The 23,173-nt window shown below is 47.0% G+C and carries 32 protein-coding genes and 1 riboswitch; of the genes, 24 read left to right on the plus strand and 8 right to left on the minus strand.

What is annotated here, in order from left to right:
- Window positions 1–11 precede the first annotated feature (11 nt).
- Together KNO79_RS00265 and KNO79_RS00270 are read left to right on the plus strand one after the other, a co-directional pair.
- A complete protein-coding gene (locus KNO79_RS00265) occupies window positions 12–800 on the plus strand; it encodes a GNAT family N-acetyltransferase (protein ID WP_214690357.1) in 789 nt (262 codons plus the stop codon).
- A 348-nt stretch (window positions 801–1,148) separates the two neighbouring features.
- On the plus strand, window positions 1,149–2,132 hold the full coding sequence (locus tag KNO79_RS00270; RefSeq protein ID WP_214690358.1) for a M23 family metallopeptidase: 984 nt from the start codon (window positions 1,149–1,151) through the stop codon (window positions 2,130–2,132).
- A 44-nt stretch (window positions 2,133–2,176) separates the two neighbouring features.
- Here KNO79_RS00270 and KNO79_RS00275 read toward each other — a convergent pair whose 3' ends face one another.
- A complete protein-coding gene (locus tag KNO79_RS00275) occupies window positions 2,177–2,722 on the minus strand; it encodes a TraR/DksA C4-type zinc finger protein (protein ID WP_214690359.1) in 546 nt (181 codons plus the stop codon).
- Window positions 2,723–2,874: 152 nt separating this feature from the next.
- Here KNO79_RS00275 and KNO79_RS00280 point away from each other — a divergent pair, with 152 nt between their 5' ends.
- Genes KNO79_RS00280 through KNO79_RS00295 form a run of 4 tightly spaced genes read left to right on the plus strand, consistent with a single transcriptional unit; the run spans window position 2,875 to window position 4,539 of the window.
- A complete protein-coding gene (locus tag KNO79_RS00280; RefSeq protein ID WP_214690360.1) occupies window positions 2,875–3,399 on the plus strand; it encodes a GrpB family protein in 525 nt (174 codons plus the stop codon).
- A 57-nt stretch (window positions 3,400–3,456) separates the two neighbouring features.
- A complete protein-coding gene (locus KNO79_RS00285; RefSeq protein WP_214690361.1) occupies window positions 3,457–3,756 on the plus strand; it encodes a hypothetical protein in 300 nt (99 codons plus the stop codon).
- Complete coding sequence (locus KNO79_RS00290) at window positions 3,756–4,229, plus strand: GNAT family N-acetyltransferase (RefSeq protein ID WP_214690362.1); 474 nt, start codon at window positions 3,756–3,758, stop codon at window positions 4,227–4,229. Before KNO79_RS00285 ends, KNO79_RS00290 begins: the two co-directional genes overlap by 1 nt.
- A 4-nt stretch (window positions 4,230–4,233) precedes the next feature.
- The gene (locus KNO79_RS00295) at window positions 4,234–4,539 is read left to right on the plus strand and encodes a hypothetical protein (RefSeq protein ID WP_047794750.1); all 306 of its coding nucleotides are present in this window, start codon (window positions 4,234–4,236) and stop codon (window positions 4,537–4,539) included.
- Between the two features lie 39 nt (window positions 4,540–4,578).
- On the opposite strand, the gene KNO79_RS00300 is transcribed toward KNO79_RS00295, so the two are convergent.
- The 3 genes from KNO79_RS00300 to KNO79_RS00310 form a co-directional block, all read right to left on the minus strand.
- Window positions 4,579–5,436 carry a pirin family protein gene (locus KNO79_RS00300; RefSeq protein ID WP_214690363.1) on the minus strand — a complete coding sequence of 286 codons (858 nt, stop codon included), beginning with the start codon at window positions 5,434–5,436 and terminating at the stop codon, window positions 4,579–4,581.
- A 105-nt stretch (window positions 5,437–5,541) separates the two neighbouring features.
- Window positions 5,542–6,807, minus strand: coding sequence for a hypothetical protein (locus KNO79_RS00305; protein ID WP_214690364.1), 1,266 nt, complete (start codon window positions 6,805–6,807; stop codon window positions 5,542–5,544).
- Window positions 6,808–7,093: 286 nt separating this feature from the next.
- The gene (locus tag KNO79_RS00310) at window positions 7,094–7,990 is read right to left on the minus strand and encodes an aldo/keto reductase (RefSeq protein WP_214690365.1); all 897 of its coding nucleotides are present in this window, start codon (window positions 7,988–7,990) and stop codon (window positions 7,094–7,096) included.
- Window positions 7,991–8,138: 148 nt separating this feature from the next.
- Between KNO79_RS00310 and KNO79_RS00315 the strand changes: the two genes are divergently transcribed.
- The 4 genes from KNO79_RS00315 to KNO79_RS00330 all read left to right on the plus strand — a co-directional run bounded on the left by KNO79_RS00315 (window position 8,139) and on the right by KNO79_RS00330 (window position 10,171).
- Window positions 8,139–8,750: a serine/threonine protein kinase gene (locus tag KNO79_RS00315; protein ID WP_074035436.1), complete on the plus strand. Its 612-nt coding sequence runs from the start codon at window positions 8,139–8,141 to the stop codon at window positions 8,748–8,750.
- 81 nt (window positions 8,751–8,831) lie between these two features.
- Window positions 8,832–9,161, plus strand: coding sequence for a four-helix bundle copper-binding protein (locus KNO79_RS00320; protein ID WP_012727586.1), 330 nt, complete (start codon window positions 8,832–8,834; stop codon window positions 9,159–9,161).
- 92 nt (window positions 9,162–9,253) lie between these two features.
- Window positions 9,254–9,766: a GNAT family N-acetyltransferase gene (locus tag KNO79_RS00325; RefSeq protein ID WP_031421949.1), complete on the plus strand. Its 513-nt coding sequence runs from the start codon at window positions 9,254–9,256 to the stop codon at window positions 9,764–9,766.
- A 66-nt stretch (window positions 9,767–9,832) separates the two neighbouring features.
- Window positions 9,833–10,171 carry a zinc ribbon domain-containing protein YjdM gene (locus tag KNO79_RS00330; RefSeq protein WP_031421951.1) on the plus strand — a complete coding sequence of 113 codons (339 nt, stop codon included), beginning with the start codon at window positions 9,833–9,835 and terminating at the stop codon, window positions 10,169–10,171.
- A 37-nt stretch (window positions 10,172–10,208) separates the two neighbouring features.
- Here KNO79_RS00330 and KNO79_RS00335 read toward each other — a convergent pair whose 3' ends face one another.
- Window positions 10,209–11,666, minus strand: a complete 1,458-nt coding sequence (locus KNO79_RS00335; protein WP_214690366.1) for an aldehyde dehydrogenase family protein — start codon at window positions 11,664–11,666, stop codon at window positions 10,209–10,211.
- 90 nt (window positions 11,667–11,756) lie between these two features.
- Here KNO79_RS00335 and KNO79_RS00340 point away from each other — a divergent pair, with 90 nt between their 5' ends.
- Both KNO79_RS00340 and KNO79_RS00345 read left to right on the plus strand, forming a co-directional pair.
- On the plus strand, window positions 11,757–12,011 hold the full coding sequence (locus tag KNO79_RS00340; protein ID WP_143180215.1) for a hypothetical protein: 255 nt from the start codon (window positions 11,757–11,759) through the stop codon (window positions 12,009–12,011).
- 227 nt (window positions 12,012–12,238) lie between these two features.
- Window positions 12,239–12,916, plus strand: a complete 678-nt coding sequence (locus KNO79_RS00345; RefSeq protein ID WP_214690367.1) for a YjjG family noncanonical pyrimidine nucleotidase — start codon at window positions 12,239–12,241, stop codon at window positions 12,914–12,916.
- 2 nt (window positions 12,917–12,918) lie between these two features.
- On the opposite strand, the gene KNO79_RS00350 is transcribed toward KNO79_RS00345, so the two are convergent.
- A complete protein-coding gene (locus KNO79_RS00350; RefSeq protein ID WP_074035444.1) occupies window positions 12,919–13,368 on the minus strand; it encodes an NUDIX hydrolase in 450 nt (149 codons plus the stop codon).
- Between the two features lie 55 nt (window positions 13,369–13,423).
- Between KNO79_RS00350 and KNO79_RS00355 the strand changes: the two genes are divergently transcribed.
- From KNO79_RS00355 to KNO79_RS00365, 3 genes are read left to right on the plus strand one after another with little or no spacing between them, the layout of a single operon-like run.
- Window positions 13,424–14,026, plus strand: a complete 603-nt coding sequence (locus KNO79_RS00355) for a pentapeptide repeat-containing protein (RefSeq protein ID WP_214690368.1) — start codon at window positions 13,424–13,426, stop codon at window positions 14,024–14,026.
- Entirely contained in the window at window positions 14,023–14,850 is an 828-nt protein-coding gene (locus KNO79_RS00360) for an aminoglycoside 6-adenylyltransferase (protein ID WP_214690369.1), read from the plus strand. Before KNO79_RS00355 ends, KNO79_RS00360 begins: the two co-directional genes overlap by 4 nt.
- Window positions 14,851–14,900: 50 nt before the next feature.
- Window positions 14,901–15,053 carry a hypothetical protein gene (locus KNO79_RS00365; protein WP_012727577.1) on the plus strand — a complete coding sequence of 51 codons (153 nt, stop codon included), beginning with the start codon at window positions 14,901–14,903 and terminating at the stop codon, window positions 15,051–15,053.
- An 8-nt stretch (window positions 15,054–15,061) separates the two neighbouring features.
- On the opposite strand, the gene KNO79_RS00370 is transcribed toward KNO79_RS00365, so the two are convergent.
- On the minus strand, window positions 15,062–15,457 hold the full coding sequence (locus KNO79_RS00370) for an ion channel (protein ID WP_159563097.1): 396 nt from the start codon (window positions 15,455–15,457) through the stop codon (window positions 15,062–15,064).
- 137 nt (window positions 15,458–15,594) lie between these two features.
- Window positions 15,595–15,699, plus strand: a riboswitch (TPP riboswitch).
- A 90-nt stretch (window positions 15,700–15,789) separates the two neighbouring features.
- Between KNO79_RS00370 and tenA the strand changes: the two genes are divergently transcribed.
- The 8 genes from tenA to KNO79_RS00410 all read left to right on the plus strand — a co-directional run bounded on the left by tenA (window position 15,790) and on the right by KNO79_RS00410 (window position 22,039).
- The gene (tenA, locus tag KNO79_RS00375; protein WP_159563096.1) at window positions 15,790–16,464 is read left to right on the plus strand and encodes a thiaminase II; all 675 of its coding nucleotides are present in this window, start codon (window positions 15,790–15,792) and stop codon (window positions 16,462–16,464) included.
- Window positions 16,461–17,252 (plus strand): hydroxyethylthiazole kinase, encoded by a 792-nt coding sequence (gene thiM / locus KNO79_RS00380; RefSeq protein WP_078147811.1) that lies wholly within the window; start codon window positions 16,461–16,463, stop codon window positions 17,250–17,252. Before tenA ends, thiM begins: the two co-directional genes overlap by 4 nt.
- Entirely contained in the window at window positions 17,249–18,088 is an 840-nt protein-coding gene (thiD, locus tag KNO79_RS00385; protein ID WP_214690370.1) for a bifunctional hydroxymethylpyrimidine kinase/phosphomethylpyrimidine kinase, read from the plus strand. Before thiM ends, thiD begins: the two co-directional genes overlap by 4 nt.
- On the plus strand, window positions 18,057–18,698 hold the full coding sequence (gene thiE, locus KNO79_RS00390) for a thiamine phosphate synthase (RefSeq protein ID WP_074035455.1): 642 nt from the start codon (window positions 18,057–18,059) through the stop codon (window positions 18,696–18,698). The genes thiD and thiE overlap by 32 nt, the downstream gene beginning before the upstream one ends.
- 24 nt (window positions 18,699–18,722) lie before the next feature.
- Window positions 18,723–19,361: an SDR family oxidoreductase gene (locus KNO79_RS00395; RefSeq protein ID WP_159563092.1), complete on the plus strand. Its 639-nt coding sequence runs from the start codon at window positions 18,723–18,725 to the stop codon at window positions 19,359–19,361.
- 114 nt (window positions 19,362–19,475) lie between these two features.
- Window positions 19,476–21,041, plus strand: a complete 1,566-nt coding sequence (locus KNO79_RS00400; RefSeq protein WP_214690371.1) for a GGDEF domain-containing protein — start codon at window positions 19,476–19,478, stop codon at window positions 21,039–21,041.
- 42 nt (window positions 21,042–21,083) lie between these two features.
- Window positions 21,084–21,533 carry an OsmC family protein gene (locus tag KNO79_RS00405; RefSeq protein ID WP_074035459.1) on the plus strand — a complete coding sequence of 150 codons (450 nt, stop codon included), beginning with the start codon at window positions 21,084–21,086 and terminating at the stop codon, window positions 21,531–21,533.
- A 62-nt stretch (window positions 21,534–21,595) separates the two neighbouring features.
- Window positions 21,596–22,039, plus strand: a complete 444-nt coding sequence (locus KNO79_RS00410) for a GNAT family N-acetyltransferase (RefSeq protein ID WP_074035461.1) — start codon at window positions 21,596–21,598, stop codon at window positions 22,037–22,039.
- Here the strand turns inward: KNO79_RS00410 and KNO79_RS00415 are convergent.
- On the minus strand, window positions 22,036–22,482 hold the full coding sequence (locus KNO79_RS00415; protein ID WP_074035462.1) for a DUF4385 domain-containing protein: 447 nt from the start codon (window positions 22,480–22,482) through the stop codon (window positions 22,036–22,038). The genes KNO79_RS00410 and KNO79_RS00415 overlap by 4 nt on opposite strands.
- 74 nt (window positions 22,483–22,556) lie before the next feature.
- Between KNO79_RS00415 and KNO79_RS00420 the strand changes: the two genes are divergently transcribed.
- Complete coding sequence (locus tag KNO79_RS00420; protein WP_214690372.1) at window positions 22,557–23,099, plus strand: GNAT family N-acetyltransferase; 543 nt, start codon at window positions 22,557–22,559, stop codon at window positions 23,097–23,099.
- Window positions 23,100–23,173 lie beyond the last annotated feature (74 nt).

Consider the following 23,173-nt stretch of genomic DNA (forward strand, 5'->3'; position numbering starts at 1 on the left):
AGGGGAATTATATGTCGACACAGTTTACATACCGTCAAAATCCACCATTACAAGATTTATACCGCGCGTTTATGAGCGGTTTTTCTGATTATATTATTCCGTTTCAATTTGATGAGCAGACGTTCGAAGATGTTTTTCTTGTTCGTGATCAAAATCAGCCGTCCCGTTCCATTGTAGCCTATGATGGTGAAGAACCTGTCGGTGTCGTGTTAACCGGGATTGCACATCTTGATTCAGGATGGCAGACACGTTGTGGTGGACTTGCTGTCGCCCCACATGTCCGAAAAGCAGGAGTCGCGACCGAATTGATGAGACGATTTGAAGAGGCGGCAGTAGGCACTCGTTTACTCGAAGTCATTCAAGGCAATGATGCGGCAGTGTCTCTCTATGAACGACTAGGTTACGAAACGACTCGAGAAATCCTCTACTTCCAAGCGGTGTCATTAGAAACGAACGCAGACATGACGTATGAACCGATTCAAACGTTATTTGATGAGTTGTATCCGGCGGCGAGTCACGTTCCGATTTGGCAACGCGATGTGCGCGTGACCCAACAAGCTGCTGAGTTAGTGAAAGTCGTAGAAGGGAATCGAATAGGATTTTTGTTATACCGCGATCACGTCTTGCTCGATGTTTTTGGACAAGCAGAAGAAGCGGAATGGCTATTGCGGGCGGCCGCGAGCCGATCGCCACTTCATGTCACGTTGACATCAGACCGTCCTGAATGGGTCGAAGCGGCACGACGATTGGGATTTGTCCAAGACGAGATTGCCCAATTTGAAATGGTGAAGGACGCTTGATGAAGCGGTTGTTGGTCATCTGTATCATTGCGCTGATTAGTGGAAATACCGCGACCCTGATTGCGCTGACAACAAATCTTTCACCCGACCTGTCGCGAGGTATACTAGTAGTTAGTGTGAGTGTAACACTCCTTTCCATCGGTGGTATCGTCTGGGTGGGATACTATACAAAAAAACGCTAGTGAAATCCTTGTGAAGTGACACTTGAAAATATCACATCATGCTGTCATGTATGACATGAAAATGAAAAACTTCATATATTGAAATTTTTAACCCCCAGTGGTATATTCGCACATGTAGCTTTTTTGAAGCTCATGAATGTATTAATTTGGAGGGTTTATTATATATATGTGGAAACAACTCATCATGACAGCGGGTGTTGGTGTTCTCTTATTCCAAGGACAAACCGCATCTGCCGACAACATGTCCCCGCAAGACCTCGTTCAAACGGAAAAGTCATTGCAACAAACGAAGCAGCAGGTTAAAGATACGAAACAATCCATTCACGCCATTCAAACGAAGTTGAAGCAAGTCGATCATAAGGCGGAGGCGTTGCGAGATAAAATTGAAGGAACTTCTAAAGAATTAGAAGAAGTGGAGGAGTCACTCGTTCCTGCAGAACAGTCGCTCTTCGCAAAAGTCGTTTCTTCGGTGTTGCCGAGTGCGAAAGCGGAAGTCGCTGAAGCGGAAGAAGCACATCAAGAGCTTGTTGAAAAGAAAAACCAAGTAAATGAAGCATTGGAGCAACTGAAAGAAGAACAAGAGCAAATTGAAGCGACACGTCAAGACGTGAAAGCGTCGTATGACGAAAAGTCGAAACAATATAAGAAACAAACGAATCAGTTGAGTGATTTGAAGAAACAGTATGAAGCGATGGCACCCGATCGGTTCTTAATGCCGGCGGAAGGTCGCCTCTCTCAAGGTTTCGGTTCGGCGAGTGGACAGTTCGGATACACATTCCATAACGGTCTCGATATTGCTGCCAAAACAGGCACACCTGTATACGCCGCGGAAGCTGGAAAGGTGACAAAAGTCAGCTCGAGTGGACCTTATGGGAACCACATACAAATCGAACACAACGTAGACGGTCAAAAATGGACGACCGTGTATGCACACTTGCACAAAGTGGATGTCAAGACAGGTCAGTCGGTACGCCAAGGTGAACCGATTGGTCAAATCGGAAACACGGGCAACTCGTCAGGTCCGCACTTACACTTTGAGATTCATAAAGGGGACTACAATTTCTCGGCTAGTTCAGCTGGGAATTCCGTCGACCCGATGAAACTGGCAGAGCGCCTCGGTGGTGCTTCTCCGGTAAAAGCCACGTTTTAAGCAGACAGATGCCCTGAGCCTCTCGAATGAGGTCAGGGCATTTTTTACTGTTCGCGCGTAGGATCATGGTTGCCCTCGCTGTCGGCAATCGTATCTGAGCTTCCGTAGTCTTCTACTTGGGAGAAGGCGTCCGTTTTTTGACCAGGTTGATCCGTTCCGTCTAACTCTTTGCGTCGAGCTGTCTCATTAGGGTTCAACACGTCTTCTTCGACCGGTCGATCGACTTCATGCGCGTGCTCTTCCTCTTCTTGTGCCCGGGCGTGTTCGATGCAAAGGGTGGCTTCTGGAATGACTTCCAGACGGTCTAGTTCAATGTCTTTCCCACACACCTCACATTGTCCATACGTCCCATTCTGAATGGCTAATAGTGCCTTATCGACGTCACTCAAGAACTCTTCATCGAGTTCATTAAGGGCTTGGTCTCGTTCTCGTAAAAAGAGCTCTTCGCCCGAGTCGGCAGGGTGGTTGTCGTAATGAGAGAGCTCTCCTTCATCATATGTCTCTTCCCGATCATCCATGTATCCTTCGGTTTTTGCTTTTTCTTTCAATAATCGTTTTTTAAACGTTTCGATTTGTTCTTCAGTCAACATATCCATTCACTCTCCAGTTCTCAAGTCATTAATATAAGGTTTCCCATTTTATTTGTGTACAAACCATTTGAAGTGGAATCCCTCATGTCGAACGATGTTTAGAAAGGGTATGATGAGAATAAAGAGTTCTTTTAAAAAAGGAGGAACGAATCATGAGAAAAGTCGAAGTAGTGAAATACAATCCAGAATGGAATCAAAAGTTTGAAGAAGAGGCTGGTAAATTGAGTCGGTTATTCGAAGAGGAGCTTGTCGCGATCCATCACATTGGAAGTACATCGGTCGAAGGATTGGCGGCAAAACCAATCATCGACATGATGCCGGTCGTACGGGACATCGAACGAGTCGATGACTACACGGAGCGGATGGAGGCACTCGGGTACCGTGGACTTGGTGAATATGGGATTCCGAAGCGTCGCTATTTCCGTAAAGGAGAAGAAGAACGGACGGTTCACGTGCATGTGTTTGAAGAAGGGAATCCGGATGTCATAAGACACCTTGCCTTCCGGGATTACTTGCGAGCTTATCCTGACGTTCGCGATGCGTATGGTGAGCTGAAGCTTCAACTTGCGGCACAGCATCCAGAAGATATGGAAGGATACATTCAAGGAAAGCATGACTGGATCATCGAGACGGAACGGTTGGCGACGAAGTGGTATAAAGAAAATCAAGACGCGTGAAACCTTTTTATGGAAATGGTCGTATAATACATCAAACCTTAAAGGGGGAGATGTCATATGAAAAGATTTCTCGGGAAATGTGTGGAATACTCTTTGGCCGCACTTGTCTTCGTCGGTCTGTTCTTTGTCCTTCGCGCGATTGCCGGTGACTCGGACAAAGGGTACATGTTGACATTGCTCGGTACATTTTTTCTCGTCTTACCTAGTTCGCTCTTGATTGGCCACTTTCTGGCTCGTCCACTTCAACGTCGCTTAGAGGGGAAAGGGACTTCGACTTCGAAAGAGCATCTGTTGCATGGGACTGAAAAACCACATGGGGTGATAGAAGATCGGAATCACACAGGATTTAACGGTTGATGGACAGTGTGTTCGTCTCAACAACAGATGCCCGACTCATCGCACGATTGAATCGTTCCATTCATGAACATCATGTTCGCATGAATTCAGATTACTTTGCGGAATATGAGGAAGAGAAGATATATGAATCCTTTCTGACGCTGGTGGGGAAACCGGGTCATCATTTCATGGTGATGGAAGTAGAGGCGACCCCTGTCGGCTACATATGGTTCGAGGAGAAAGTGGGTGAAGCAAACGCATTTCGCCAAGCTGTTCGCGTGGTGTATGTTCATCACATCAGTATCGACCCCATGTATCAACGGAACGGTTACGGTCGGCGTGTGATGGAATGGATGGAGCAATGGGCACTTGACCACCAATTCAGATCGATTGAACTAGATTACTGGATGAGCAATACGGATGCCGCCTCGTTTTATAGCGAAATCGGGTTCACCCCAAAACGTCAGATTGTCATGAAAAAATTGGAGGAATGAGATCATGGAGGAGTTACTTACAATTGGAATTGGTATTCTCGGAGTTCTGTCGTTAGGTTGGTTCTTTTATAGTTACTGGCTCGGATATAAAGGGGGCAATATCGTCATGACCCTCGATGAGCACTATACAAAACTAGAAGAGTACGTACCTGCTATCTTGTCAAAACTATACGAAGATGGAAAAAGCGCTCACTATCTTGGCGACCGCAAGTTTGAAGTGGAGGGCAAGCGTTACGTTCTCGTCGAACGGACCGTACCGATTGGTCATGTTCCGACACAACAGACGGTGTTACAACCGGATCGATCATAATCAGAAAAGGGAGCTCTCAAGTCGAGAGACTCCCTTTGTTTATTTGACGGCTGGGGGACCGAACCTGCCGCTATGATAATCGCGGAAAGCTTGGCGGATTTCTTCTTCCGTGTTCATCACGAATGGACCATGCGCAATATAGTCTTCGCGAATCGGTTTTCCGGAATAGATGAGCATCCGTGTACGCGTCGTGGCCTTCAGTTGAAGTGTGCTCATCGCTTCAGATGTTTCATCGAACGTCAGTGTCGCCACATCAGTTTTACTGAGCGGAATTTTGGAAGACCCAACTTCAATTGAACCAGCGAGTACGTACAAAAAGCTGTTATGATTCGCAGGCAAGATGTGTTCGTATTCGCCACCTTCTTTCAGCGTTATTTCTGTCATCGTGATGGGGACGAGACTTTCCATCGGCCCTTTTACACCCACAATTTCGCCGGAATAGACACGAAGCTGCCCGCCGTCGAAAGGAACGAGGGGTGCGTCCTCGACGTATACGTTCTGATAGGAAGTGGTTGTTGTTTTTAACGACTTCGGCAAATTCAACCAGAGCTGCAGCGTATGGATCAAATCATCGTCAACCGCTTCTTCGGCGTGTCTAGCGGCCCATCCGGCGTTCATATACTGAACATCACCGGCGTCCAAAATCGAATGTCCCCCATGATTATCAATATGTTCTAGACGACCATCGATGACATACGTGATTGTTTGAAACCCACGATGGGGATGGTCCGAAAACGTCCCACGCTTGAACCAGTCTTCTGCCATCAAAATAAATGGATCGAACTCCTCTTTTTGTTCTGGAGGTAACACCCAGCCCTGTTGCACATGGGGATACCCGTTTTGTCGATAGGAAACGCGCCAATGATGGTTCACGTCACGTATAAATGGATTTGTCACAAAAATTCACTCCTTTCCCTTCCTATCTTCCCAAAAAATGTGTCTCATCGTACTATATTTGCTTCATGAATATGCAAAAAGACAGACGCATTCGCATCTGTCAGATTAAGTGTTTTGTTCAAACAGGTTATACCACTTGATGGCATCCTCACGTAGTAGCTTAAAATGGGCGCCTGTCTCTGAATTGGTCACGTACACATCTGCACCATCATAGCTAACATCAAACGTTTGGGCGCATATCCCTTGAAATAGGGTCACATAAGGTGTGGAAGCGGTCTTACCTGCATAGGCGGTCGCGTTGGCTCGTTTGATGGCGCCAAAAATAAATTCCATTTCATCTTGACCGACATGTTGTAGGAAGGAGGCATCTTTTGATTCCGTTCCAAGGAGTGCCAAGTCATGAAAAATGACATGACGTTGACTACTTAATTTGTCGTGAATTTGTTCACCCAATTCTTTTCCATACAACAACTTGGGTTCATGATACGTCAAGGAGACGTTCTGACGATGGGCCGTTCCGTTTTTCATGAACGTAAAACTGTAGAGTGGATACTCGTGACCCGGTACAAGAACCGAAGGGAGTTGCGGAGCTGTTTTGGCTCCGAACATTTGTGAAATATGCGCTTCTTTCGGTCGCAATACTTCTTGATAGTCATTTTGATCTCGGCTCGTATAAATCGCGTATTGTAACACCTCATCAGACTTTTCTGTCCCGAGCCCGAGTGACAAATAGGGATGCCTTATTGATTCGACAGGAATGACGAGGCGGTCTTTGGCTTCGGACGATGTAAAGGTCAGTTCAAATTCACCACTGAAAGGCATCGTGATATGGAAAAGTGTATGCTCGATCCCTTTTCTTTCTGGATAGGGCTCATTACCTATCGGCTTTTTCATCTCTTGTGCGAAATGCTCATATTCATGGGGCTCAGCAAATCGGAATTTCGGAACATCCGGATAAGGTTCGGCCGTATATTGAACATCGTTTAAACTTTCAGGAAGCGTGTTAATTTCGGTGGCATATGTGACGGAATCGAGTTGACATTGGACATATGATTTATTTTCGACAGTGAAAAAAGTTGCGGTTGGAAAAGAAGATTCGGTGGCGGCATCAGTCAACGGTTGGTTCAATGTGACCGTCCCGAGCCAATGTCTTTCACCACTTGGAATTCTTTGAATCGCGTTGTCAGGCTGACATAACTCGATAATCGCTGCACGATCCGATTCGGGCATTTCAATTTGTTGTCCGTTTGGTAACAGGGCACGTCCTTGATAATATTCAGGAGCGGGTTGGAGTCGGAGTGCGCGTTCTTCCTCGCATCCGAATAAGAAAAACAGGATGACGAGGGTACTGAAAATCAGGTACTTTTTCACATCGGTACTCTCCTTCGATGAATCACTTTCACCATTCTAGCACCAATTTTTTGTGACTTTAGTCTTAGGAAAATTAATTTGTTATTTCGAAAAAAAATCAAAAAAACCGTCCAACTTGAACTGGACGGGGGATAAAACCATTTATGACTTATTTTTACTTTTTAACTTTTTTTGTATGTCGATTTTTGACGAAAAAACGTTGATATTACGAGACATTGAAAAAAGCCGATTATTCTTCTAAATTATCACTTTATAATTCAGTGGGATTTATTTGATGAAGTTTCCTTCAATCAACATCTCGACCGCGTGCCGACTTCAAAATTTCGAACCATTCTTCACGAGTGAGGTCGATTTGAAGGGCGTCGACTCCTGTCTGAACGCGCTCAATTTTTCCGGATCCGATAATCGGCATAATGTTCGCAGGGTGTTTGACGAGCCATGCATACACAATCGAGTCAATTCCGCTTGCATTGTGACGTGCACGAATTTCCTCGAGTTTTTCACGAAGGGGTGCATACTGTTCATCTTCGAAGAGTTGACCACCGGCTAGTGGACTCCAAGCCATAAGTGGCATTCGTTTTTCGTGACACAAATCGACCGATCCATCCTCAAAATGTTTCAATTGCATCGGAGAGAGTTCGAGTTGATTCGTCACAAGTTGGAATGGAAGGCGAGATTGAAGCAAGTTCTGTGTAGCCGGAACATGGTTAGATACACCGAACTCACGTACTTTACCACTATCGCGCAAGACGATGAAGGCTTCGGCCACTTCATCCGGATTCATCAGCGGATCTGGACGGTGGATGAGTAATGTATCAATGTGGTCAATGGCCAACTCTTTTAACGAACGCTCTACTTGCGCGATGATATGCTCTTTTGTCGTATCGTAATAATTGAGTGTTTGACCTGGGTTAAATGACCCCGTCAATTTAATTCCTGTCTTTGTGACGATCTCCATTTGGTCTCGGAGTTCAGGCTTTAACTTTAAGGCTTCTCCAAATAAACCTTCACATGTGTAACCGCCATAAATGTCTGCATGGTCGAATGTCGTGATGCCAAGCTCGAGACATTGTTCGATGAATGTGAGGCGTTCCTGTGGGGTCATGTCCCAATCAGCGAGCCGCCACATCCCATGGACGATGCGTGAGAATGATAATTCTTCTGTCAAAGCGATACGTTGCATTATAACTCCTCCTTGGTTGTCAGTCGCTCTTCATTATACGTCTTACGAGAATGGACGTCACTTGTCACCTACTCAAGCAGTTTTGGCGTCAAATGAGCTTGTATGCGCTATGATGAGAGGGAAGAGAAATAGGAAAGAGGCGTGACAGATGAGTGACTATGAACAATATGCGGACGTCACCTTCGAACAGGTGGGTGACTCGTTTCAGGTAGCCTCGATGCACCCAGATCTTCGTTTACATGGGATTGGACGAAGTGCGGCCGTGTTTCGTTTAAAGGAAAAGGATCGTGTCATTAAAGTGTTCTTTCCAGGTTATGAACAAATCGCAACCGAAGAGGCAGCAATCTATGAAAAACTTAAGGGACTCCCTTACTTTCCGAAGTGCTATGATTCTGGTCCGTCATATTTAGTGATGGATTACATCGAAGGAAAGACGCTGTTTGAGTGTCTGACGGAAGGCGTCTGGATTGACCCTTCTTACATCGAGGTAGTGGATGAAGCGCTTCGACAGGCACGTTTACTAGGACTGACACCATCGGATGTCCACTTGCGTAATATCATTTTGACGCCAAACGGACAGATATTCTTGATTGATTTGGCACGCTTCAGACAAGGGCAACAAATCGATCATCAGTGGGAAGACTTGAAACGAATGTATCGATTATATCGCTATCGTTTCATGCCGAAACAATATGACGAGACATTACTGAATCGAATCGCTTACTTGTATCGCAGGTTCGTGAACGATCCGGATTCTTGAGCCGGGTCGTTTTTCTTTTATCGATTAGGGAACAGGAGTAACGTGTCCGAAATTGCAGAAGAAACGAAAGGGGAATGATGTATGGCTCATCGTATCTATGCGAACGAACTCGAAATGCTCCACGAATGTGTGGAAACGTGCAACTATTGTCTGGAATCTTGTTTAGAAGAAAAAGATGTACAGATGATGGTTGATTGTATCCGACTGGATCGGGAATGTGCCGCTGCCTGTGCGTTTCTTGCGGAAGCGATGACGCGTGATTCGGCATTCGTTCCTGAACTCGCGCGAGCGTGTGCAGTCATCTGTAAAGCATGCGCACAGGAGTGCGGGAAACATAAGCACGCACATTGCCAGGAATGCGCAAGAGTTTGTACAGAATGCGCCTCAATGTGTGACCGCTTGGCCGCATGATTTGAGTGACCGGTTGATGGGACCGGTCACTTTTTTCGTGTCTTTTGAAGAGGGGATTCGTATAATGAAAAAAACGAAAAGGTGGTATGGGGATGATTCGCAATTGTCGACGAGATGATCTTCAAATGATTTTACATATTTACAATGATGCGATTGTAAACAGTACGGCCGTCTATCACTATCAACCGGTGACACTCGAGAATCGAGTGGCATGGTATGAGGAGAAGAAAGAGCAAGATTGTCCAATCATCGTATGGGTAGAGGATGACGTCGTCATGGGGTTTGCGACGTTCGGTCCGTTCCGTCCGTGGCCAGCGTACCATTATACGGTTGAACATTCTGTATACGTGCATCCCGGTTACCGCGGGAAAGGCATTGGCAACAAACTGTTAAAAGAAATCATCCGTATCGCCGAAGTGAGAGGAATGAAAACGGTGATTGGTGGAATTGACGCATCGAACGTGACGAGTATCCGTGCGCATGAAAAAGTTGGATTCGTTCATTCCGGTACGATTCGAAATGCCGGATATAAATTCGGCAAATGGCTCGATTTATCGTTTTATCAACTTGATTTAGAAGGTCCTGCATCGCCTACCGAAGAGTGAACGGTCTAGAAAGATGGAGCCACCATACGATATACTGGAACGAGTGAATCGAATGGAGGAAATAGAATGACTGAGTACCCGAATTGCCCAAAATGCCAATCATCTTATGTGTACGAGGATGGCCCGTTGCTTGTATGCCCAGAATGTGCCTATGAATGGTCACCGAGTGAGGCGGCAGAAGCAGAAGCAGCGTCACAAATCAAAGATGCGAACGGAAACCCGCTTCAAGACGGAGACACTGTCACCGTGATCAAGGATTTGAAAGTGAAAGGAACCTCGCTTGTCGTCAAACAAGGAACGAAAGTGAAGGGGATTCGACTCGTGGAAGGTGACCATGATATCGACTGTAAAATCGAGGGACTTGGTGCGATGAAACTGAAGTCGGAGTTCGTGAAGAAAATCTAAAAAAGTGTTTCGGCGAGTTGCCGAAACACTTTTTGTATTACGAGAAGAACGGTTTGTACTCGCGACGTTCATGCATGATGGACACCCATTGAAGCGTCGTGAACTCTTCGAGTACCCATTCACCGTTGAAGCGTCCGAGACCAGAGTTTTTCTCGCCTCCGAACGGCATGTGCGGTTCATCGTTGACCGACTGATCGTTGACGTGAATCATGCCAGTTTCGACTTTTCGTGCAAAATTGGTTGCACGGTAAACCGAGCCATGAACGGCACCGCTCAATCCGTACGGTAATTCGTTCGAAAGACGAACAGCCTCTTCGTCATCTTTAAACGAAAGGATGACCGCGACCGGACCGAATATTTCGTTTTTCGCGAGCGGCATGTCATTCGTGACGACACTGAGGACGGTCGGTTCGAGGACGTTGCCGTCCGCTGTCCCGCCAGTATGAACGGTCGCACCGGCATCAACCGTTTTCTCGATTTGGTCTAAGATGCGATCGACTTGATCGTGGTCGATGAGCGGGCCGACTTGCGTATCTTTTTCATTCGGGTCACCCGCTTTCAACTGTTTAACGCGCTCGACATAGCGCTCCACGAATTCGTCATGAATCGACTCGGCGACGAGGATTCGGTTCGTCGACATACAGATTTGTCCTTGGTGGAAGAACTTGCTATAGACGGCTGATTCGACGGCACGGTCGAGGTCGGCATCATCGAGAACGACAAACACGTTATTCCCACCGAGTTCAAGTGCTGTTTTCTTCAACAAACGACCTGCCTTTTCCGCAATCCCTTGACCGACCTCGGTCGAACCTGTGAACGAGATGAGGCGCGGGATTGGGTGTTCGACGATGGCGTCCCCGATTTCAGACCCTCGTCCGACGACAACGTTGAGCACACCTTTTGGAAGTCCTGCTTCTTCGAAGAGGGATGCGAATAGGAGACCACCCGTGACTGGTGTCGCCGTAGCCGGTTTGACGACGGCCGTATTCCCCGTCGCGAGAGCTGTCACGATTGAACGGACAGCCAAGTGGAACGGGAAGTTCCATGGGCTGATGATGCCGATGACCCCAAGTGGTTTGCGATATACCCGGTTCTCTTTATTCGGAACGATCGAAGGTTTGATGAGCCCGTCCATACGGAAAGGGAACGTCGCGGCTTCTTTGATGATTGCCATTGATGCAGCGAACTCACTCTCTGCTTTGATACGTGTACTACCGGACTCTTTCACGAGCCAGTCGACGATAAAGTCTTTGTTGTCCATCGTCAGCTGGGCAAACTTCTCAATCAACTCACGTCGTGCTTGTGGAAGCATGTCGGCCCAGTCCGTCTGAGACGCTTTCGCTGCTTCATAAGCACGATTCAAGTCCTCTTCATCCGCTGATTGAATCGAGAAGAGAGTCTCGTTCGAGAATGGATTGACGTTGTCGATCGACTTTTCACTTGATCCATTTACCCACTCACCATTGATGTACATGTTCGTAAAATCTGTATGCATATTTGAACACTCCTTTGTTTTTTCTTCACCATAAGAAGTATTCACTTGTTTTAGAAAAATAAACATATCAATGTATTGGATTTGGTAAACTTGAATCAAGTAAATTCAACAAGTTTAGGAGCAGACGATGAAAACTTGCTGTGTGAGTTTATTCCTCTTCGTGCCTTGGGCATTTTTTGTGGCGGCAATGGATTATGTATGGGGTTTTCCATTTGGATATTTGATTGTACCGGTGATCATTTGGTGGGTAACAAAACAATCTTTGAGGCATTTGCAAATACGCTTTGTATTAGCTTTCTTGCTTGGATCGTATGGTGTGTCGGTTTATTTGGCCTACTTGTTTGAGAACGATTGAGGATACTTCTTCAAGCCGTTAACGCTCAGTGGGGTTGTTCACGCATGGTCGGTCGCGATATTGATTGGGGTACTCGTGATATTGATTAATTATGGAGCTCAAAAATAAAACCAGTCATCTAATAGACATTGAGAGGGGGATACGGCATATCTCCCTTTTTTGATGTTCGTTTCTACTTCCTGTACAGTTAAGACGAAGAGAGGGGTTAGAAAGAAATATGAAACGTTATGAAGCGATTTTATTTGATATTGATGACACACTACTAGATTTTAAACAAAGTGAACATGTCGCCTTGGAACAGTTACTTGCATCCTACAACGTCCGGATGACGGATGAAGTGAAGTCGCGCTATGTCGACATCAACACGGACCTGTGGCGTGCGTTTGAGCGCGGCGAAGTGGACCGGGAAGAAGTGCTCATCGGTCGTCACACGAAACTGTTCGATTCGCTCGGTCTCACGGTCGATGGACCATATGTCGAACAGCAATATCGAGACTATTTACATGCAGGCGTGCACATGGTTGATGGTGCTTTGGAGGTCGTGCGAAAGCTGAGCAACGATTATCCGCTCTATATCGTCACAAACGGTGTGACGGAGACGCAATTCAAACGGTTAGAGTCATCTGGACTATTGCCGTACTTCCAAGATGTCTTCGTATCGGATGCGACCGGCTCGCAAAAACCGATGAAACCGTTTTTCGACTACGTCTTCGACCGAATCCCGAATGTAGCGCCAGAGAAAGGTTTGATTATCGGTGACTCGGTCACGGCAGACATCGCCGGTGGGCGGATGTATGGTTTGGATACGTGCTGGTTCAATCCGAACGAAGTGGCTGCGACGATTGAGTCAACGTATGAGATTCGACATTTAAACGAGTTGAAATCGCTACTCTAAGTTCAAGCTGGATTGAGTGAATGAGTTGGCAAACGGTTCGGGAGTTGAGCGAGTATTTCCGGATAAAGCGTGACGTCTTGTAGACGGTCAAGCTTTATCCAACGATAAATCAGGTGATCTCCTTCAGGTCCATAAAAGTCTCCGTCTTGGAGCGGGAGGTCACCGTCTACATAAAAGTACAGTCCAATCTCATGAAACGGCTGATTGTTGTACGTAAATAAGTTCTCGTGCACGAAAGCGAACGTGGTATCAGTCACGTGCATGTTCAACTCTTCATGTAGCTCGCGTGCGAGGGCGGTTGCGGCTTCTTCACCGAGCGTGACGCGCCCCCCGGGTAATGCCCAAAAGTCATCTCGGATGTTTCGGTGAATCAATAAGTGACCGTCTTTCACAAAAATACCAGCAACGCGGTAATTGAAAACGCCGTGTTCAGTAGGAAATACGAGATCCATCTATATCACTTCCAATCATTGTAATCTGTTCTAGTATACCTGAAGGAGGGATCATATGTTTCAACCACATACGCAATATCGAGATGAAAATTTTCGTGACGTGACACTCCGTGACGAAGTGTTGTCACACGTCACGTTCGAGAACTGTCGCTTCACATACGTCGATGCGACGGAACTACAGACGGAACGCTGTCAGTTCATCAACTGCGACTTCACGGATTCAAAATGGAATGCGTCCCGTCATGTCGGGAGTTCATTTTTAAACTGTCAATTCCATGGTGCCAATTTGTTCATGAGTGAGTTTGAGCAATGTAAAATGACGGGATCTTCCTTTGAGGAGAGTCAGTTTGAAGGCGTCCGGGTAACGGAAGGGGATTGGTCATTCGTCAACCTTCGTCACGTGTCGCTCAAGAAGATGGATTGGTCCCACGTTCGTTTGGTCGAGGCGGACCTGTATGGAACGGACTTGACCGAAACGGTTTGGCATCAGGCGGACTTGTCACGGGCGACACTTCAACATGCGGTGTGCCGTGGCGCCGACTTCAGAGGAGCACTTGTCGACGGGGTTGATTTTTCGAACGTGACGTTACAACAAACAAAACTAGACGCGATGCAGGCGATTCAAGTCGCGCGCTCATTGGGGGCGATTGTAGAATGAAACCAGAACAAATCATTGAACAGTTGATTGCGTTCGCAAAAGAACGTGAGCACATTCGAACGGTCGTCTTGAACGGCTCACTCGTCAATCCGAACATCCGACCAGACCCGTACCAGGATGTCGACCTTGCCTTTTATGTGGAAGACGTCCGAGCGGTTGCGGCCGATCGCTCATGGATTGACACATGTGGAGAGGTCTTGATCATGCAGACACCTGAAACGGCTGATTCCGGACGACATGTAACGTTTTTAGTGCAATATGTAGACGGACATCGGATTGATTTGACGATTCGGAGTGTGGATCAACTTGAAACCATGCTCGAAGTCGACTCGCTCAGTCAAATTATCTTTGACCGAGACCGTTATCCAGTCGTCACGCCTTCTGACCTGTCGTATCGCGTGAAACGTCCGTCTGCTGACGAGTATGCGGCATGTTGGAATGAGTTTTGGTGGGTGTCACTTTATGTTGTCAAAGGAATCAAGCGACACCAGGTGTTATACGCGCTCGACCACCTCGATATCATGCGGAATATGCTCCGTCAGATGATGGAGTGGAACATTGGCTATGCGACGGAATTCTCCGTGAATCTAGGGAAGTCCGGTGACGGGATCCGCGACCATTTGCCAGAAGAGTTATGGGAGATGCTCACGGCAACATACGCTTCAGCTGAGTTGAGTGCCATTGAAGATACACATGATCGGTTGCAGTCGCTCTTCTTCTTTTGTGCACAACGTGTCGCCGAACAAGGGGATTTCGTGTTTCGAGAAGAGGAAGCCAGACGCGTTCGTGCCGCATGTGCAACACTTCGACATTCAAACGATTAATGACGGCGAGAGCCGGGAAACGCTCCTTATAGAGAAAGGAGCGTTTTTTCATGAATCCATACACGACATTTATTGCCCTACTTGTTGGGAGTCTGGTCCTCTTTGTCGGCATTCGTCTAAAGAAATGGCCGATCATTCTGGTTGCGATGCTTCCCCTTGGTCTTGTTGCATTTAATATGTTTTTACTCATCACGGGACGATAGGAAGATTTTCACTTGTCTTTTTGATAAATCGATTTGATGAAGAAGGCACTCGGTAACAAAATACCGATGGCTCCTTCGATGATAGCGAATAATCGGGTTAAACCGACCGGTAACAAATCACCAAAGCCAATCGAAAGTAAAGTGACACCGCTAAAATACAATAAATTTTCCCAAGTCGGTTCGACGGCATTCATGGATTCGAGTGAAGTCACGAGAATGACTGAATCACGAGACAGTGCATAATAAATCAATGTGAATCCTAACATGACACCGAATAGGCTGACGAACAACTGAGTGAACAATCTTCCATCAAATCCTGTTTGCTTGTACGTTCGACGTTTGAAAAACCAAAATACGTTCAAACTGATGAACAGTAAGGCAATCGTCAATAAAATGGTATTCAATCTCTACACATCCTTTTCAGTACGAACAGAGTCACTTACCCATTCCCGTAACGAAGAATAGGAAACGGAATCAGAAAAGGTTTTCAATTGATGAAAAGATTGATAGAATGTGGTCGAAGACGACTGAATTTCATAATGTTTGCCACTAGGGGAGTCGCGTCACGCGGCTGAGATGGACATGGTCCAGACCCTTCGAACCTGATCTAGTTCACGCTAGCGTAGGGAAGTGGGCGAGACGACTCATATGGCTTCACCTAGATATGATTGTTCGAGACGCCGCTTCCGTTATGGGAGGCGGCGTCTTTTTTATCAGTTTATAAGGGGGAGTTATTATGAAATTTACAGATCACTTACGTCAAGAGGCGGATGGATTGTTTGAAGCAAGCTTTCATCACCCATTTGTTCGTTCACTCGGAGAAGGGACGCTCGATGAGAAGAAATTCAGACATTACGTCATGCAAGACTCATACTATTTGAATCAGTTTTCAAAAGTGCAGGCCAAAGGGGCAACCCTCGCTCCGACGATGGAACTATCGAGCCGCTTTTTGACGCATGCGCTACACACGATTGAGGCGGAACTCTCCCTTCATCGAGAGTTCTTTACGATGCTCAACGTGACGGATGTCGAATTGGCGACATTTGAGCCAGCACCGACCGCTTATGCATATGCCCTTCATATGCAACAGGCAGGACCGACTCTCGGGGACGTATTGGCGTCAATCCTTCCGTGTTATTGGGTGTATTACGAGATTGGAGAACGTCTTAAAGACAAGCGTCCTGATCATCCGATTTATTCAGCTTGGATTGCGACGTATGGTTCGGAGTGGTTCCGTGAGCTGGTGGAAGAGCAAATTGATCGGTTGGATGAACTGGCTGGTCAAGCGACAGAAGAAGAGCGCGTGCGCTATACGAAACTATTCTTGAAGAGTTGCTATTACGAAGTCGCTTTTTGGGAAATGGCTTGGACGCTTGAGTCGTGGTCATTGTCGCAGGAGGTCAACCAATGAGACATGAGATTTGGAATGAGATTCGACAGCAGGCGCCATTGATTCACAATATCACGAACACGGTCGTGGCGAACTTTTCGGCGAATGGATTGCTCGCCATCGGCGCCTCTCCTGTCATGGCGGATGCAATCGAAGAAGTAGCGGAGATGACATTCGTGAGCGATGCGCTCGTACTTAACATCGGTACACTTGGAACGATGACGGAAGCGACGATGATTCGCGCAGGTCAGGCTGCGAACGAAGCGGGATGCCCGATTATACTCGACCCGGTCGGTGTCGGAGCGACGTCATTTCGACGAGATGTGGTCGAACGCATTTTGCGTCATGTTCGTGTATCGGTCATTCGAGGGAATGCAGGAGAGATTGCGACATTGATTGGCGTCGATTGGGCGGCTCGTGGTGTCGATGCTGGTGACGGTGCATGCGAGCCTCGACAATTGGCGCTTGAAGCAGCGAGACGATACGGATGTGTCGTGGCCGTGACAGGAAAAGAAGATATGGTAAGTGACGGGAACGTCGTTATGGAAATACATGGCGGGACGAAACGCATGACCGAGACGACCGGTACGGGATGTTTACTCAGTGCAGTGGTCGGGGCTTGCTTAGCAGTCGAAAAGAACACCCTTAAAGCGACGGTGACCGCCATGTCAGGCTACGCCTATTGCGGTGAGTTGGCGAGTGAACGGGCTGAAGGACCGGGAGACTTCCCGATTCACTTTTTAAATGCGCTCCATCAATTGGCACAGCATACCATCCCGACGAATCGAATTGAGGTGTCGACATCATGAGACCTCAAGTGTTGACAATTGCAGGATCTGACTCAGGAGGAGGGGCCGGTATTCAAGCCGATCTTAAAACGTTTCAAGAACTCGGTGTATTCGGGACGAGCGTGTTGACTGCGATTACCGCTCAAAACACACTTGGGGTCCATGGAATCGAGGCGATTTCCACGGAAATGATTATCCGACAAATTGATGCGGTAGCGGATGATTTTAACATCACCGCCTGTAAAACCGGGATGTTGGTGGACGCTGAACGAATTGAAGCGGTAGCGAAGGGGCTCGAACGATATCGTTTCGAACATGTAGTAGTCGATCCGGTCATGGTGGCGAAAGGTGGCGCTTCCTTGTTGCAAGTTAGTGCAGTCGAAGCACTGCGCACGAAGCTGCTACCACAGGCGACCATCGTGACCCCAAATATTCCTGAAGCAGAAGTGCTGGCAGGAATGGAAATTCGAACCGAGGCAGACCGCATGAAAGCCGCACAGGCGATTCGAGCACTTGGTGTCGATACCGTCATTATCAAAGGTGGGCATACGGATGATGTGGAGGCCGTTGATTTGATTATGAGCGAGACTGAAGCGTTCTGTGTAAAAGCGCCTAGAATCCAAACGAAAGATACGCACGGGACGGGATGTACGTTCTCTGCCGCATTGACGGCCGAACTAGCGTATGGGAAGACACTACGCCAAGCCGTCGTAGATGCGAAGCAGTTTATTCATCAGGCGATTGCACATGGATTATCGATTGGACAGGGGCATGGACCGACGAATCATTGGGGACATCGTTTAGCGAAAGAAGAGGTGATTACCGTTGACGTTCTGTACGAAACAAGCGCTCGCTAAGCAGCTTCGCCTTTACTTTGTGTGTGGAACGACGGACGCGTCCGATTTGGTGGCGACCGTCAAAACGGCACTTCGATGTGGTGTGACATGTTTTCAATTTCGCGAAAAAGGTAAAGATGCATTGTATGGAGATAAAAAAGAAGCGATGGCAAGGACGCTCCAACGTCTGTGTCGAGAAACGGGTGTTCCGTTCATAATCAACGACGACGTCGACTTGGCGCTCGCGATTGACGCGGATGGCATTCACGTCGGACAAGACGACTTACCTGCCAAACAGGTTCGAGAACGGCTAGGACCAGATAAATGGTTGGGGGTGTCTGTCCATACGATGGAGGAAGTCAGAACGGCTCTTCCATTTGCAGATTATGTCGGCATTGGTCCGATTCATGAGACGCAAAGTAAACTGGATGCAGGACATGTGCGTGGCACGGAACTGATTCAACAAGTTCGCCATCACTATCCACTGCTTCCGATTGTGGGGATCGGAGGTATTCGTCCAGAGCATGTGCCTTCAATCATTCGTGACGGGGCAGACGGCGTTGCCGTCATTTCTGCCATTGCTTCTGCACCGGATGTAGCAACGGCTACCCGGCGTTTCGCTTGTCTCTGAATTCATTTTTGAGGAGGAAGACAGATGAACGTATTTGTAATCGGTGCAAACGGTCAAATTGGCCATCAATTGGTGGAGAAGTTACACAAGGAAGGAAAGCATCACGTCACGGCGATGGTGCGTAAAGAAAAACAACTCGAGGATTTTAAGTCAAAAGGGTACAATGCGGTACTCGGTGACCTCGAAGGTTCAGTAGATGATTTGCAAAAAGCGATTGATGGAATGGATGTTATCGTATTCGCGGCAGGTTCTGGTGGAAGTACTGGAGCAGACAAGACACTCTTGATCGACCTAGACGGTGCAGCGAAGAGTATCGAAGCAGCACAAGCGAACGGGAACATCAAACACTTCGTCATGGTCAGTGCCTTGAAAGCGGAGGATCGCTCAGCTTGGCCAGATTCGATGAAGCCGTACTACGTAGCGAAGCATCATGCAGATCGTTTACTCGAACAGAGTGGACTCACGTACACGATTGTTCGTCCGGGTGCATTGACAGATGATGCGGGAACGGGCAAAGTGAACACGAAATTCGAGGGAAGTGGAGAGATCCCACGCGAAGACGTCGCATCATTCTTGGTGCATGTCCTTCATAACCATTCAAACGTGCAGAACAAAGCAATTGATTTGATCAAAGGGGATACCCCAATCGAAGAAACGCTATAAGTGTGTGACATCAAAAACGGGATGAGAAAACCATCCCGTTTTTTGTTGCGTTAAAGAGGGAAAAGAACGCAGGATAACGAAATAGAAGAATACGAACAGGTGAGGAGGTTCCGCATGACCGAGATGTTCATTTATCTGGCGGTCTATTTGTTGCCGTCATTTTTACTCGGCTTTTTAGCACTCGATGTCTTTCAACGAAATCCGAATAAAGTCGAGCATCGTTTGCTGAGCCTGTTTGTGTTCGGTTATTCGATGCTCTTCTTGGCTGAATTTGTCCGCCATCTATCACCGATTGAATACAGTCCGGCACTCATTGCCTATTGGTTTGGGAACGCTGGGATTTTCATTTTTATCTTCTCTGTTCATTTCATATTAAGTATCACAGGCGTCGGCGCAAAGGCACCGAAGTGGTTGTATCCATGGATCGTCTATTTACCATTGATTCCTGTTGTGTTGACGTATGTCCGTCAGGAGAATATCATCAACAGTCAACAGTTTGAACAAGTAGGCATTTGGATTTATCCTGAGTTCAACTCATCGTATTTAACTACGTTGACCGTCGGAAACATTTTTCATCTATTGATTATTGGTCTCATTTTTTATGCATTGAAGCGTGCGGAACGAAGAGAACACCAACGCGTATTGCGCATGCTTTTTTGGACTGCAAATGCCGTACTAATATGGGATATTGTATTCGGCTACTTTCAATTTCGTGGGTTGATCCCACCCTATTCATACATGTATGGGGGGCTTGTTTGGGCGGTAGCATTGGTCGTTGCGATGAATCGTTTAGACTTCTTAACCTCTTATGTAAAACGATATGGGACACTTTATAATTTAAATCCATCCGCCATCTTGTTGATTGACCCGGATGGGAGGGTGGAAAGTGCGAATCCGGCCGCACGCACGCTATTTCATACTGTCCGTGTCGTGAATGAACGGTTTATCGATTTGTTGCCAGAAAAGAAAAAAGCAGAGTGGATGGAACACTACAGCCAACATTTTCGGACACGTAAAAAGTTTATAGAGTTTGAAACGAAGATTATGACAAAGTCTGGGCAAGAGCTTTACGTCGTCATCGATGGTGATTTTGTCGATATCGACCGCACGATTCACGGGATGATTATCATTCGGGATGTCCACTCGTTTAAAGAGGCCGAGCAAACAATCCGATTCTTTGCCTATCATGACCCACTGACGAAGCTGGCGAACCGACGTGCATTTTATGAACGCGCAGACCAGGCGTTGCTTAGTTCCTCGATGCTGTCTTTATTGATTATTGATCTGGACGGTTTTAAAGCAGTCAATGATACGTACGGTCACCAGATTGGAGATTATTTCTTAACTCATTTGGGTGGATTGCTGGAAGCGTCGACACGAGACGTTGGCTTGGCCTCTCGTGTTGGCGGGGATGAGTTTTATATTTATTTAGTGGATTTAACAGAATCGGAAGTGCTTGCATTTATTCACGAACTTCAGATGACGTTAAATCAAAACCCTTACCACACGTCCGATGTGACGATTCCAATCCGTGCGAGTATTGGGGTCAGTCATGCTCCCGACCAAGGAACAAATTTAGACACGTTGATCCATAAAGCGGATCAGGCGATGTATCAGATCAAGCAAGATGGAAAAAATGATTACGCCATCTATGACGAGGCGTTACATGGTCCGAAATAAAGGGAAAATAGTAGTGTTTGATTATGGAGAGGAGGATGCAACATGTCAGAAAGACCATTAGTAACGATGCGCGCCGAAGGAGAAGCCGGAGGCGTTAAGACGACTGTGCGTGTAGGCGATCACACCCCATTTATCGTGGATGAGCCAGAACGACTCGGTGGGACGAACAAGGGACCGAATCCACTCGAGTATCTTCTCGGTGCCCAGTCGTCCTGTACGACCATCATGATTGCCTATGCCGCCCAGGATTTGAACTTTGAGTATGAAGGGGTCGAGTTTGTAACAGAAGGGACGCTCGATCCTCGAGGATTCCAAGGGATGGAAGGTGTCCGAACTTACTTTGAGTCGACACATATGAAAATCGTATTGGATACGACCGAATCGGATGAGCGAATCGAAGCATTAAGGAAGGCTGTCGAGGCACGTTGTCCAATTCATAATCTCATGCATGCAGCAGACGTAGCGATGACGGCAGAATGGACTCGAAAATAAGGATGAGGGCAACCTCATCTTTTTTACATAGAAATCGTGAAAAGAGTACGGAGGGAAGACGAATGCATCACCGACCGATGACGCGTGAATGGGCATGTCAAATTCAAGAATGGACCTATGAAGCTCCTTATGACTTCTATAATCAATCGCCTTCTGAAGAGGGAATCGCCGAGTTGATGACGTATCAGGTGATTGTAGAGGAGCATGAGCTGATTGGATTTTATTGCATCGGTTCCCCGGCTCAAGTGCCCAATTCGACATATCCGTATTGTTTAGAATTTACGGATATCGGGTTGGGGATGCGACCCGATATGACGGGGAAAGGACATGGCCGATTGTTTGTGACGTACGTCATGGAGAGAGCGATGGAACGGGGCAAACCGCTTCGTTTGACCGTCGCCGCTTTTAACGAACGAGCGATTCATCTATACGATACGGTCGGATTTCGCACCATCACATCATTCGAGCGGAATGGTACCCCGTTTAAAGTGATGGTGCGCGATTAACCATATTGTTTTTGATGTGCCTTTTTACGTCGTAAATAATCCTCATCGGCACGAAGTTGATCCCAATACGTTTTGAAGATGCGAGCAGACTCTGCCTTCTCTTCGTCGATTTCGCGCTCATGGAGGTCACCGTCTTCTTTATATTTACGACCGCCTTTATAATTGGCATAGCGTCGGGCCCGCGTGTAGCCCATTTGGATGAACTTTCGGGCCATGTCCATCCCGACGAAATCGTCATTCGCGCGATACGCTTCAAACAATTCCATAATTTCTTCGGCAGATTGCTTCGCAATCTCGGGCGTCTTGAATCGCCAATGTGGCAAAATCTCACTTTTATACGGTTCGACGAGTAGTACGCCTTGTTCGCCACGCCCGACCCGATACAATTCGGGTTGTTGTCGGAAGTCGATTTCATCGAAGTTTAAGTCATAATCAAATGGCATGTTCATTCCTCCTCGCCTAACGTTTCCCATTAGGTCGGTGGAGGAAACAACTTGAAGGAAAAGGACGGGTTGATATGATCACTCTAGAGACAGAACGATTGATTTTACGGGCATTTTCGTTAAAAGACGCAGAAGATATGTATCATTATGCAAAAGATGAACGAGTCGGACCGATGGCTGGTTGGGCACCCCATGAATCGATTGAAGAAACAAGGGACGTCATTCAACTGTTTATCGAGGAAGCAGATGTATGGGCCATCGTCTTGAAAGAGACTGGGCAAGTAATCGGTAGCATCGGGTTACACGACCGAAGACCAGACCCTTCGATTCAACATGAGGCACAGCGTGAGATTGGTTATGTGCTCAGTCCAGACAATTGGGGGAATGGTTACGCGCCGGAAGCCGTTCAGGCGATGATTCGATTTGGGTTCGAAGCGTTAGGGTTAGAGCGGATTTGGTGCGGCTACTTCAGCTTCAATGACCAATCGCGACGCGTCGTTGAAAAGTCTGGATTCACTTATGCGTTTACAAAACAACAGGAATTGACCCGGCTCGATGGACGAACGGTAGAATGTCTCGTCTATGTTCAACTAAATCCTACGTTCTCTACACATTGAAGCACGATTTCAATGTGTTTTTTCATGAAATCATAAAAATCTCTTGATATGTAACCGGTTACACATTAAGATGG

The sequence above is a fragment of the Exiguobacterium sp. s43 genome, from assembly GCF_018617255.1.
Taxonomy (GTDB): Bacteria; Bacillota; Bacilli; order Exiguobacteriales; family Exiguobacteriaceae; genus Exiguobacterium; species Exiguobacterium profundum.

What these genes read in the sequence shown, in the direction of transcription:
- KNO79_RS00285 (WP_214690361.1), top strand. Translation starts at nt 3,457, where the DNA reads ATGAAAAGATTTCTCGGGAAATGTGTGGAATACTCTTTGGCCGCACTT.
- thiD (WP_214690370.1), top strand. Translation starts at nt 17,249, where the DNA reads ATGAGACCTCAAGTGTTGACAATTGCAGGATCTGACTCAGGAGGAGGG.
- KNO79_RS00355 (WP_214690368.1), top strand. Translation starts at nt 13,424, where the DNA reads ATGTTTCAACCACATACGCAATATCGAGATGAAAATTTTCGTGACGTG.
- KNO79_RS00270 (WP_214690358.1), top strand. Translation starts at nt 1,149, where the DNA reads ATGTGGAAACAACTCATCATGACAGCGGGTGTTGGTGTTCTCTTATTC.
- KNO79_RS00290 (WP_214690362.1), top strand. Translation starts at nt 3,756, where the DNA reads ATGGACAGTGTGTTCGTCTCAACAACAGATGCCCGACTCATCGCACGA.
- KNO79_RS00410 (WP_074035461.1), top strand. Translation starts at nt 21,596, where the DNA reads ATGCATCACCGACCGATGACGCGTGAATGGGCATGTCAAATTCAAGAA.
- tenA (WP_159563096.1), top strand. Translation starts at nt 15,790, where the DNA reads ATGAAATTTACAGATCACTTACGTCAAGAGGCGGATGGATTGTTTGAA.
- KNO79_RS00295 (WP_047794750.1), top strand. Translation starts at nt 4,234, where the DNA reads ATGGAGGAGTTACTTACAATTGGAATTGGTATTCTCGGAGTTCTGTCG.
- KNO79_RS00345 (WP_214690367.1), top strand. Translation starts at nt 12,239, where the DNA reads ATGAAACGTTATGAAGCGATTTTATTTGATATTGATGACACACTACTA.
- KNO79_RS00325 (WP_031421949.1), top strand. Translation starts at nt 9,254, where the DNA reads ATGATTCGCAATTGTCGACGAGATGATCTTCAAATGATTTTACATATT.
- KNO79_RS00310 (WP_214690365.1), bottom strand. Translation starts at nt 7,990, where the DNA reads ATGCAACGTATCGCTTTGACAGAAGAATTATCATTCTCACGCATCGTC.
- KNO79_RS00365 (WP_012727577.1), top strand. Translation starts at nt 14,901, where the DNA reads ATGAATCCATACACGACATTTATTGCCCTACTTGTTGGGAGTCTGGTC.
- thiM (WP_078147811.1), top strand. Translation starts at nt 16,461, where the DNA reads ATGAGACATGAGATTTGGAATGAGATTCGACAGCAGGCGCCATTGATT.
- KNO79_RS00280 (WP_214690360.1), top strand. Translation starts at nt 2,875, where the DNA reads ATGAGAAAAGTCGAAGTAGTGAAATACAATCCAGAATGGAATCAAAAG.
- KNO79_RS00420 (WP_214690372.1), top strand. Translation starts at nt 22,557, where the DNA reads ATGATCACTCTAGAGACAGAACGATTGATTTTACGGGCATTTTCGTTA.
- KNO79_RS00335 (WP_214690366.1), bottom strand. Translation starts at nt 11,666, where the DNA reads ATGCATACAGATTTTACGAACATGTACATCAATGGTGAGTGGGTAAAT.
- KNO79_RS00405 (WP_074035459.1), top strand. Translation starts at nt 21,084, where the DNA reads ATGTCAGAAAGACCATTAGTAACGATGCGCGCCGAAGGAGAAGCCGGA.
- KNO79_RS00400 (WP_214690371.1), top strand. Translation starts at nt 19,476, where the DNA reads ATGACCGAGATGTTCATTTATCTGGCGGTCTATTTGTTGCCGTCATTT.
- KNO79_RS00360 (WP_214690369.1), top strand. Translation starts at nt 14,023, where the DNA reads ATGAAACCAGAACAAATCATTGAACAGTTGATTGCGTTCGCAAAAGAA.
- KNO79_RS00275 (WP_214690359.1), bottom strand. Translation starts at nt 2,722, where the DNA reads ATGTTGACTGAAGAACAAATCGAAACGTTTAAAAAACGATTATTGAAA.
- KNO79_RS00330 (WP_031421951.1), top strand. Translation starts at nt 9,833, where the DNA reads ATGACTGAGTACCCGAATTGCCCAAAATGCCAATCATCTTATGTGTAC.
- KNO79_RS00320 (WP_012727586.1), top strand. Translation starts at nt 8,832, where the DNA reads ATGGCTCATCGTATCTATGCGAACGAACTCGAAATGCTCCACGAATGT.
- KNO79_RS00315 (WP_074035436.1), top strand. Translation starts at nt 8,139, where the DNA reads ATGAGTGACTATGAACAATATGCGGACGTCACCTTCGAACAGGTGGGT.
- KNO79_RS00395 (WP_159563092.1), top strand. Translation starts at nt 18,723, where the DNA reads ATGAACGTATTTGTAATCGGTGCAAACGGTCAAATTGGCCATCAATTG.
- KNO79_RS00350 (WP_074035444.1), bottom strand. Translation starts at nt 13,368, where the DNA reads ATGGATCTCGTATTTCCTACTGAACACGGCGTTTTCAATTACCGCGTT.
- KNO79_RS00415 (WP_074035462.1), bottom strand. Translation starts at nt 22,482, where the DNA reads ATGCCATTTGATTATGACTTAAACTTCGATGAAATCGACTTCCGACAA.
- KNO79_RS00265 (WP_214690357.1), top strand. Translation starts at nt 12, where the DNA reads ATGTCGACACAGTTTACATACCGTCAAAATCCACCATTACAAGATTTA.